Source organism: Microbacterium sp., from assembly GCF_003248605.1.
Classification (GTDB): Bacteria; Actinomycetota; Actinomycetes; order Actinomycetales; family Microbacteriaceae; genus Microbacterium.
This window is the reverse complement of record NZ_QFPF01000099.1, coordinates 1-9,422: the sequence shown is the minus strand read 5'-3', so window position 1 is coordinate 9,422 and position 9,422 is coordinate 1. Positions and strand designations below refer to the sequence as shown.

Sequence of the window (9,422 nt, the reverse complement as noted above, 5' to 3'; positions counted from 1 at the left end):
GTCCCGGTCAGACGATCGTGGGCGACTCGACGACGGTTTCGCTCTACAAGCTCATCCGCGCCGCTCTCGCCGCGCGACCGGACCGCCGTGGGATCGTCATCGATCGCGGAAACTTCCCCACGGATCGGTACATCGTCGAAGGCATCGCCGCCGAGGCGGGCCGGACGATCCGATGGATCGACACCGAGGCCGGAGCCGGAGTCACGGCGAGTGATGTCACGCGGGTGATCGGTCAGGACACGGCGGTGGTCGTGCTCAGTCACGTCGCCTACCGTTCGGGCTACGTCGCGGATGTGCCTGGCATCACCCGGACCGTGCACGCCGCCGGTGCGCTCGTCGTCTGGGACCTCTGTCACTCCGTCGGCGTCATGCCGATCCAACTCGATGCCTGGGACGTGGACTACGCGACCGGGTGCACGTACAAGTACCTCAACGGCGGTCCGGGCTCGCCCGCGTTCCTCTACGTGCGTGCCGATCTGATCCCGGACGCCGTCCAGCCGATCCAGGGATGGATGGGCGTGAAGGACTCCTTCCGCATGGGCCAGGGCTACGAGCCCGCCGACGGCATCCGTCGCTTCATCAGCGGAACACCGCCGATCCTCGGCATGCTCGCCATGCAGGCCACGCTCGAGCTGATCGAGGAGGCGGGGATGGCCGCGATCCGGGCGAAATCGATCGCGCTCACCGAGTACGCCATCGCGCAGGTGGACCGGCACCTGGTCCCGCTCGGTGCGGTGCTCGCGTCGCCGCGCGATGCGAGTGTGCGGGGCGGACACATCACGGTCGATCACCCCCGGTTCGCCGAGCTCGTGCCGCGGCTGTGGCAGGAGGGCATCCTGCCGGACTTCCGCCCGCCGTCGGGCATCCGCTTGGGCATGTCGCCGCTGTCGACGTCGTTCGCCGAGGTCGAGACGACGATCGCGGCGATCGCCGCCGCGCTGCGCGAGCCCGAGATCGCCGCCACCTCCGAGCCGGAGTCGATCGCATGACCCTGCAACGCCATCTGCCCGACACGGCACTGCTCCGCCAGACGTTCGCGCTTTTCCCCTCGGGGGTGGCGTGCATCGGAGCCGTGGTGGACGGTGCGCCCGAGGCGCTCGTGGCCTCGTCGTTCACCGTCGGGGTATCGCTCGACCCGCCGCTGGTGTCCTTCGCCGTGCAGAACAGCTCGACGACGTGGCCGATCATCCGACGCGCCGAGCGCATCGGAGTCTCGGTGATGGCGTCCGACCACGAAGCGATCTGCCGCCAGATCGCATCGAAGGACCGTGCCCGGCGCTTCGATGACGTCGAGACCCATGTTGCGGAGTCCGGCGCCCTTCTGCTGCTGGGCTCGCCCGTCTGGCTCGAGTGTCGGATCTACTCCGAAGTCCCCGCCGGCGATCACCACCTCGTGCTGCTCGAGGTCAGCGGCCTCGGATTGAACCCCGAGCTCGGGCCACTGGTCTTCCACGGGTCGTCGTTCAAGCGGGTGCACGAGGGCGACTGAGCCGTGCACGTCCTCGAGCGTCCCGCTCCGGACCCCGACCGGGTGCTCCGGTATGCCGACGGCACGACCGGGGTGGTCGACGTCTACGATCCGCCAGGGGTGGCGCGGGGGCTCGCGCTTCTGCTGCACGGCGGATTCTGGCGCGCCGCGTATGATCGCCGGCACCTGCGCCCCCTCGCCGCGGCGCTGGCCGGCGACGGCTGGCAGGTGGCGCTTCCCGAATACCGACGTGTCGGCGATGACGGGGGCGGCTGGCCGGGAACCATGACGGATGCCGCGCACATCGTCCGCGATGTTCCCGCGCTCGTGGGGGCCTGCGCACCCGAGCGCGTCGTCGTCGTCGGGCACTCGGCGGGAGGCCACCTCGCACTGCTCGCCGCGGTCGAGAATGCTCGTCTGGCGGGCGCCGTCTCCCTCGCCGGCGTGCTCGACCTGACGAGCGCGCACGCAGCGGGCCTCTCGCGAGGCGCGGTCGCAGACCTGTTCGGCACCACCAACCCGACGCCCCACCTGCTGGCGAGCGCGGACCCCCTGCGCGCGACGCTGCCGGCGTGCGCTCTGGCGCTCCTGCACGGCGATCGCGACGCCGAGGTGCCGATCGACTACAGCCGCGTGTATGCCATGCGTGCGGCGCGCATCGATCTTCGTGTCATCGAGGATGCGGATCACTACGACCTCATCGATCCGCTCGAGGCCGCGTATTCCCAGCTCCTTCTCGTGCTCAACGGCATGGTTGAGGCGGCCGAAACCGAAACGTAACATGCCAGAAAAGTGACGGTCGTCACGAGCGCGATACATTCGGAACGTCGCCACAGCGGCGCCGACCCGATGCGAGGAGCCACGGCCATGTCACCTTCCACGTCGCCGTACTGGAACCCCAAGACCGAGACGCTCGGTCGCGAGGATCTGCGCGCGCTGCAGTTGGCGAAGCTGCGCCGGGTCGCCGCGTGGGCGCAGGAGCGCAGCCCGTTCTACCGCCGCACGTTCGCCGCGGCGGGCTTCGCCGCCGAACAGCTGCGCACGTGGGACGACATCGCGCGCATCCCGTTCCTCACGCGCGACGAGTGGATGCAGAGCCAGGCCGCGCACCCGCCTTTCGGCGAGCTTCCCGTCGCCGGCCCCGAGTCGGCCATCCGTCTGCACACGACGAGCGGCACGAGCGGCAAACAGCCCCTGCGAGCCCTGGATTCCCGCAAGGACTGGTCGTGGTCGGCGGAGATGTGGTGCTATGCGCTGTGGGGTGCCGGAGTGCGGCCGCACGACATCGGATACGTCGCGTTCGGTTACGGCTCGTTCATCGGGTTCTGGGGCCTGCACAACGGGCTCGAGAAGCTCGGCGCTCTGACGATTCCGGGCGGCGCCCAGTCGACCCCCGTGCGCGTGAAGCAGATCATCGACTTCAACGCGACGGTCGTCGCGTCGACCCCGACCTACGCCCTGCGCATGGCGCAGGAAGCGGAATCGCTGGGGATCGATCTTCGTGCGTCCCCCGTGCGCATCATCATCCTCTCGGGCGAGCCCACTCCCGCGGCGACCCGCGATCTCATCGAGGCACAGTGGGGCGCCAAGGTCTTCGACACGGCGGGCATGACCGAGATCTCGACGATCTTCATGTTCGAACCCGCCGACCAGCCCGGCGGCTGCCACATCATCGAGGACCACTTCATCGAGCAGGTCATCGACCCGGCAACGGGCGACGAGCTGCCGTACGGCGAGGCGGGCGAGCGTGTCACGACGTCGTTCGGGCGGGGCATGATCCCCCTTCTGCGCTATCGCACGAGCGACCTCGTCGTGAAGATGCCGCACACGGTCGCCGCGAACGGTCGCACGTGGGACCTCTACGAAGGCGGCATCATCGGGCGGGTCGACGACATGAAGCTCGTGCGCGGCACGAACGTCTACCCGCGCGCGGTCGAGGGCATCGTCCGTCAGTTCCCGCAGGTCGACGAGTTCCAGGTCGAGATCACACGCGAGGGCATCCGGGACGAGATCACCCTGCACGTCGAGACGGTGCCCGGCATCGTCGACGCCGACTGGCCGGCGCTCGAGCTCGCGCTGCAGGGCGAGCTCGCCGATGCGCACGAGGGACTTCGCTTCCACGTCCGCCGCGCGGCACCCACGACACTCCCCCGATACGAGCTGAAGGCCCGTCGCCTCACCGATCGTCGCCCGGTCGCATGAGGGACGCAGAGAGGACCACGATGACCACCGACCTGATCGGCACGCCGCTCACCGACGCCGAGACGCGCCTGCTCGCCGTCTATCGCGAGGTCAAGGACTTCGCCGGTGCCGACGACCTCGCTCCCTCGACGCGGGCGGCGCTGCTGTCCGGTGTCGCCGCGCTCGGGGTCGCGGTGACCGACCTCGGATTGACCCTCGAACACCTCACCGACCTCGGCGCGTAGCGCCCCACCAGGAGCAGATCATGAACGATGTCGCAGCCGACATCCCGACCGTCGTGCCGGTCGTCACGCGCGGAGCCGAGCTCCACGGTGACACCCCTGACTCGGGTGGCGCCCACCGCGTCTCCGGCGTGAGCGCGCAGCACACTCCGGCGACGAGGATCTGGTTCGGCCAGGTCAGCAACGATCCCGGGTACCGCTCGCTGCCGCACCATCACGGCGAGGCCGAGACGGGTGGGTACGTGCTGCGAGGCTCGGCACGCATCTACTTCGGCGAGGACTTCGCGCAGTTCATCGACATGCGACCGGGCGACTTCGTCTTCGTCCCGCCGTTCATGCCGCACGTCGAGGCCAACATGAGCACGACCGACGACCTGGTGTGGCTGACCGCGCGCACACCCGAGAACATCGTGGTCAATCTTCCCGACGTCGCCGACGATCTGCTCGTCGGCTTCCGCCGCTCATGAGCGGCACCGTCGGGTTCCTGGATGCCGTCGCCCTGCGCCCGCTGACGCGGGCGGTCGCGGAACCACCTCGCACATCGGCCTTCACTGCGACGACCCAGCCTGTGCCCTGGCCCAAGGCCTACGGCGGCGATCTGCTCGCGCAGGCTGCCGCCGCGGCCACCATGACCGTGACGGCGGACCGGACGCTGCACGCGATGCACTCCGTCTTCGTCGCGCCCGCGGCGATCGGGGCCGATCTTCGCTACGACGTCGAGACACTGCGCGACGGTCGTTCGTACTCGTCCCGGCGGGTGCTCGCCTCCGCCGACGGTGCCATCGTCTTCACCGCGATCTGCTCCTTCCACACGGGCGAGAGCTCCGACGTCATCGCCGCGGCGATGCCGGTCGACGTGCCCCCTCCCGACGAGGTGCCCAGCAGCGCCGAGCGCGTCGCGCACCTCGAGGGCGCGGCGGCGCGCTACTGGGCGGACGGGCGCAGCTTCGATGTCCGGCACATCGGCGAGGCACACTACGACGTCCCCGCCGAGGATCGCGCTCCGGAGGTGCGGTTGTGGATCCGCGCTCTCGGGTCGCTGCCCGATGACCCCGCGCTGCACCGCCTCGCCCTGATCTACGTGTGCGACTACGCGATGCTCGAACCGGTGCTCAAGGCGCAGGGGCTGGCGTGGGCCGATACCGACCTGGTCACCGCGAGTCTCGACCACTCGATGTGGCTGCATGCGGACGCGCGGCTCGACGACTGGGTGCTGTGCACCCTGACGGCGACCTCCTTCGCGCACGGCCGCGCGCTCGTGCGGGGCGAATTCCACACTCGTGGCGGCGTGCACCTCGCCTCCGTCGCCCAGCAGGGCATGATCCGGCGCCGTTCCGCGCGCTGACCCCGACATCCGACATCACCGAGGAGCACGCGTGCGCATCGCCATCATCGGAGGAGGCCCCGGCGGCCTCTACTTCGCCGTCCTCATGAAACAGCTCGACCCGACCCACGAGATCACGGTGTGGGAGCGCAACGCCCCCGACGACACTTTCGGTTTCGGCGTGGTCTTCAGTGACGAGACGATCGCGGGCATCCGAGCAGCCGATCCCGCGATGCTCGCCGGCATGGCGGCCGAGATGGCGCACTGGAACGACATCGACATCCACTACGGCGGCGAGGTCGTGCAGGTGGGAGGCCAAGGTTTCTCGGCGCTCAGCAGGAAACGCCTGCTGCAACTCCTCCAGGCGCGATGCGAGGCCCTCGGTGTCGATGTGCGTTTTCGCACGGTCGCCCCCGACGTCGAGCAGCTCTCGGCCGAGTACGACCTGGTGGTCGCGAGCGACGGCCTGAACTCCGCTACGCGGGCCCGCTATGCCACGGACTTCGGCGCCTCCCTTGATCCCCGCCGATCCAAGTACATCTGGCTCGCCACCGATCGGGTCTTCGAGGCGTTCACCTTCGTCGTGAAGCAGACGCCCTACGGTGTCATGCAGATCCACGGGTATCCCTTCTCCGCCGAGCAGAGCACCCTCATCGTCGAGATGCATCCCGACGTCTGGGAACGGGGTTTCGCGGACATCGCCTCGTCCGATCTGCGGGCGGGGCAGAATGACGAGGCGTCGATCGCCCGCATCGCCGAGCTGTTCGCCGACGAGCTGGGCGGGCACGGCATCCAGGCCAACAATTCGCGGTGGCTGACCTTCACGACGGTGCGCAACGACCGCTGGCATCGGGGCAATGTCGTGCTCGTGGGTGACGCCGCGCACACGGCGCACTTCTCCATCGGATCGGGCACCAAGCTCGCGCTGGAGGACGCGCTGGCTCTGGCGGCGGCGATGAACGAGAACGCGGATGTCGCATCCGCTCTCGCTGCCTACGACGGTGAGCGCCGGCCCGTCGTCCTGTCGACTCAGCGCGCGGCCCAAGCCAGCCTGGAGTGGTTCGAGAACATCGGTCAGTACACGCGTCAGGGGCCGCTGCAGTTCGCGTTCAATCTGTTGACCCGCAGCCGGCGGATCACCCGAGAAGGTCTGGCGCTGCGCGATCCCGACTTCGCCGCCCTGATCGACGCCGACTTCGCGGCCGCGGTCGGGCAGCGTCGACCCGCCCCCGCGATGTTCCAGCCGGCCCGCATCGGCGAGCTCGAACTGGCCAACCGCGTGATCGTCTCGCCCATGGACATGTACTCGGCCACGGAGGGCGTGCCGAACGACTTCCACCTCGTGCACCTGGGCTCGAAGGCGCAGGGCGGAGCAGGGCTGGTGATGACCGAGATGATCGGCACCTCACCCACCGGGCGCATCACCCTCGGCTGCACGGGCCTGTACACCGACGAGCAGGCCGCGGCCTACCGACGCATCGTCGACTTCGTGCATACCCACAGCGACGCCAAGATCGGGGCCCAGCTCGGCCATTCCGGGCGCAAGGGCTCGACACGCCTCATGTGGGAGGGCATCGACGAGCCGCTCGACGAGGGCGGGTGGCAGCCGGTCGGTCCGTCCGCGGTGCCCTATAAAGAGGACGGCGCCGTGCCGCGCGAGATCGAGCGCACCGAGATGGATACGATCATCGCCGAGTTCGCGGCGGCGGCGCAGCGAGCGGACTCGGCGGGCTTCGACCTCGTCGAGGTTCACGCCGCCCACGGCTATCTGCTCTCCTCCTTCCTCTCACCCCTGGCCAACCGCCGCACCGATGAATACGGCGGGTCGCTCGAGAACCGGCTGCGCTTTCCGCTCGAGGTCTTCGACGCCGTCCGCGCGGCGCTCCCGGAGCGGATCCCCGTGACGGTGCGTCTGTCCGCGGTGGACTGGGCGCCGGGTGGCGTCGAGATCGATGACGCCGTCGCGATCGCGTCCGCCTTCATCGACCACGGTGCGGCCGCGATCGACGTCTCGAGCGGGCAGGTCGTGGGGCACGAGGCGCCGGCGTACGGACGCAGCTTCCAGGCGCCGTTCGCCGACGCGATCCGCAATCGGGTGGCGGCGCGGCGCGGGGTGCCGGTCATCGCGGTCGGGGCCATCTCGTCGCACGACGATGTCAATTCGCTCATCCTCGCGGGCCGCGCCGACCTCTGCGCCCTCGGGCGCACGCATCTCTACGACCCGCAGTTCACGCTGCACGCCGCCGCCGAGCAGGACTACCGGGGGCCGGGCGCCGCGTGGCCGCTGCCGTACCGCGCGGGGCGCCGCAAGCCCCCGACCGCGCGCACCGACGCCGTGCGTCCACGCCTGCACCTGGGTGGGGTCGCGGAGCCGGATGCGCTCGTGCACCGACGATGGACCCCTTCCGCCCCGTCCGAGTCCCTCCCGAACACCGAGAGCGTGGCCGCCGCTGCGGTCGCGCACTGATCCGAAAGACGCCCATGTCGCATCGCCTCGTCAACCCGACCTCTCTCGCCCGCGCCTCGGGCTTCTCCCACGCGGTCGTCGCGTCGGGCACGGACACCGTGCACCTTGCGGGCCAGACGGCGATGCTGCCCGACGGATCGATCGTGGACGGCGACATCGTCGCCCAGTTCCGTCAGGCATTCGCGAATCTCCTGACGGCGCTCGCCGAGGCCGGGGGTGTGCCGACCGACCTCGTGAGCGTGACCATCTACCTCACCGACGTCGAGGACTATCAGGCGCACGGGCGTGAGATCGGTGCGGCCTGGCGCGAACTCGCGGGCGCGCACTATCCCGCGATGGCGGGCATCGGCATCACGCGTCTCTGGCAGCCCGAGGCGATGATCGAGATCGCCGGTGTGGCCGTGCTGAGCGGGGCCGCCGCGTGAGGCTCGCCACACTCCGCCTGTCCGGCGGCACCTCGGCCGCGCTCATCGATCCCGCCGAGGGCGTGGCCATCGTCATCGACGGGATGCCGGATGTCGGGGCACTGCTCTCGAGACCCGACTGGCGTTCCCGCGCGGCCGCGGCGGCCGGGCCACGGCATCCCCTCTCGTCGTTGTCGATCTCGGCGTTCGCGCCGGTCGTGCCGACTCCCGGCAAGATCGTGTGCGTCGGGCTGAACTACCGCGAGCACATCGTCGAGATGGGCCGGGAGGTGCCCGAGCACCCCACGCTCTTCGCGAAGTACGCCGAGGCGTTGATCGGGGCGGGCGATGACATCCTCATCCCGCGAGAAGCGGCCGACACCGTGGACTGGGAGGCCGAGCTCGTGGTGGTCGTCGGCGCGACGGTGCGCCATGCAGATCGCGAACAGGCGGGCTCGGCGATCGCCGGGTACACGGCGATGAACGATGTGACGGTGCGCGGGCATCAGTACCGCACGACGCAGTGGCTGCAGGGCAAGACCTTCGAAGACTCCACGCCGCTCGGCCCGGTCCTCGTCACGCCCGACGAGATGCCGCAGGCGCCCCGGCTGACCACCACCGTGGACGGGGCGCGCGTGCAGGACGCGACAGCATCCGATCTCGTGTTCGACCCCGCCGACCTCGTGGCGTACGTGTCGCGCATCGTGACGCTGAGCCCGGGTGATCTGATCGCCACGGGCACACCAGGCGGTGTCGGGCAGGGCATGACACCGCCGCGCTACCTCGACGACGGCGCGCACGTCGTCGTCAGCGTCGAGGGTATCGGCGCCCTGCGCAACACCCTGCGCGTGTTCGACCCGGCCTGATCCCGGCCTGACCCCGCACCCCGCCCGGACCCCCGCACCCGCTCCTTTGGGTGTCCCACTTTCTGTCGCTGGCGAGCCGCCAGGGCGACAGAAAGTGGGACACACCCCGCACGGCACAGGTGCCGCGTCAGTCCGCACGCGCCCGTCCGTCAGGACGCCGCCGGTTCCTCCTCGGTGAGCAGCAGGAACAGGCCGCCGTAGGGCTCGAGGTGCACGATGAAGCTCTGCAGATCGTCGACCCGGCTGACCACCTCGTGCGTCTGCGCGTCCACCACGGCGTGCCGCACAGGCAGCTGCTCGCTGTGGACGGTTCCCTCGATGGGTTCCGCCGTGAAGTTCAGCACCGTGAGCTGGATCGGCGCGCCCTCGTCGCCGAGCCCGTCGTCGAGACGGTGCACGAGCACGAGCATGCCGGGGTGGGCGACGTCGGGTACGTCGATCTGCGTCTCGATCGCCACGCCGTGCTCCCG

Annotated in this window: 10 protein-coding genes and 1 pseudogene; 10 read left to right on the top strand and 1 reads right to left on the bottom strand. The window is 69.9% G+C overall.

Going from position 1 to position 9,422, the window contains the following annotated elements; genetic code table 11:
• The 10 genes from DI573_RS12025 to DI573_RS11980 form a co-directional block, all read left to right on the top strand.
• Window positions 1–989 (top strand): aminotransferase class V-fold PLP-dependent enzyme (locus DI573_RS12025; RefSeq protein WP_292814543.1); only part of this gene is annotated, 989 nt, incomplete at its 5' end.
• A complete protein-coding gene (locus tag DI573_RS12020; RefSeq protein ID WP_292814540.1) occupies window positions 986–1,489 on the top strand; it encodes a flavin reductase family protein in 504 nt (167 codons plus the stop codon). The genes DI573_RS12025 and DI573_RS12020, both read left to right, overlap by 4 nt.
• A 3-nt stretch (window positions 1,490–1,492) precedes the next feature.
• On the top strand, window positions 1,493–2,248 hold the full coding sequence (locus DI573_RS12015; RefSeq protein WP_292814538.1) for an alpha/beta hydrolase: 756 nt from the start codon (window positions 1,493–1,495) through the stop codon (window positions 2,246–2,248).
• Window positions 2,249–2,335: 87 nt separating this feature from the next.
• Window positions 2,336–3,670, top strand: coding sequence for an AMP-binding protein (locus DI573_RS12010; protein ID WP_292814536.1), 1,335 nt, complete (start codon window positions 2,336–2,338; stop codon window positions 3,668–3,670).
• A 20-nt stretch (window positions 3,671–3,690) separates the two neighbouring features.
• Window positions 3,691–3,894, top strand: coding sequence for a hypothetical protein (locus tag DI573_RS12005; RefSeq protein ID WP_292814533.1), 204 nt, complete (start codon window positions 3,691–3,693; stop codon window positions 3,892–3,894).
• Between the two features lie 20 nt (window positions 3,895–3,914).
• Window positions 3,915–4,358, top strand: coding sequence for a cupin domain-containing protein (locus tag DI573_RS12000; RefSeq protein WP_292814530.1), 444 nt, complete (start codon window positions 3,915–3,917; stop codon window positions 4,356–4,358).
• A complete protein-coding gene (locus DI573_RS11995; RefSeq protein WP_292814527.1) occupies window positions 4,355–5,236 on the top strand; it encodes an acyl-CoA thioesterase domain-containing protein in 882 nt (293 codons plus the stop codon). Before DI573_RS12000 ends, DI573_RS11995 begins: the two co-directional genes overlap by 4 nt.
• Before the next feature lie 31 nt (window positions 5,237–5,267).
• Window positions 5,268–7,682 (top strand): bifunctional salicylyl-CoA 5-hydroxylase/oxidoreductase, encoded by a 2,415-nt coding sequence (locus tag DI573_RS11990; RefSeq protein ID WP_292814525.1) that lies wholly within the window; start codon window positions 5,268–5,270, stop codon window positions 7,680–7,682.
• 14 nt (window positions 7,683–7,696) lie between these two features.
• Window positions 7,697–8,107 carry a RidA family protein gene (locus DI573_RS11985; protein WP_292814522.1) on the top strand — a complete coding sequence of 137 codons (411 nt, stop codon included), beginning with the start codon at window positions 7,697–7,699 and terminating at the stop codon, window positions 8,105–8,107.
• Window positions 8,104–8,952 (top strand): fumarylacetoacetate hydrolase family protein, encoded by an 849-nt coding sequence (locus DI573_RS11980; protein WP_292814519.1) that lies wholly within the window; start codon window positions 8,104–8,106, stop codon window positions 8,950–8,952. Before DI573_RS11985 ends, DI573_RS11980 begins: the two co-directional genes overlap by 4 nt.
• Before the next feature lie 149 nt (window positions 8,953–9,101).
• On the opposite strand, the pseudogene DI573_RS11975 reads toward DI573_RS11980, so the two are convergent.
• Window positions 9,102–9,422: pseudogene (locus tag DI573_RS11975) on the bottom strand (maltose alpha-D-glucosyltransferase); the annotation flags it as partial.

Coding starts and splice junctions, on each gene's coding strand:
- DI573_RS11995 (WP_292814527.1), top strand. CDS start 4,355: ATGAGCGGCACCGTCGGGTTCCTGGATGCCGTCGCCCTGCGCCCGCTG.
- DI573_RS12005 (WP_292814533.1), top strand. CDS start 3,691: ATGACCACCGACCTGATCGGCACGCCGCTCACCGACGCCGAGACGCGC.
- DI573_RS12000 (WP_292814530.1), top strand. CDS start 3,915: ATGAACGATGTCGCAGCCGACATCCCGACCGTCGTGCCGGTCGTCACG.
- DI573_RS12010 (WP_292814536.1), top strand. CDS start 2,336: ATGTCACCTTCCACGTCGCCGTACTGGAACCCCAAGACCGAGACGCTC.
- DI573_RS12020 (WP_292814540.1), top strand. CDS start 986: ATGACCCTGCAACGCCATCTGCCCGACACGGCACTGCTCCGCCAGACG.
- DI573_RS11985 (WP_292814522.1), top strand. CDS start 7,697: ATGTCGCATCGCCTCGTCAACCCGACCTCTCTCGCCCGCGCCTCGGGC.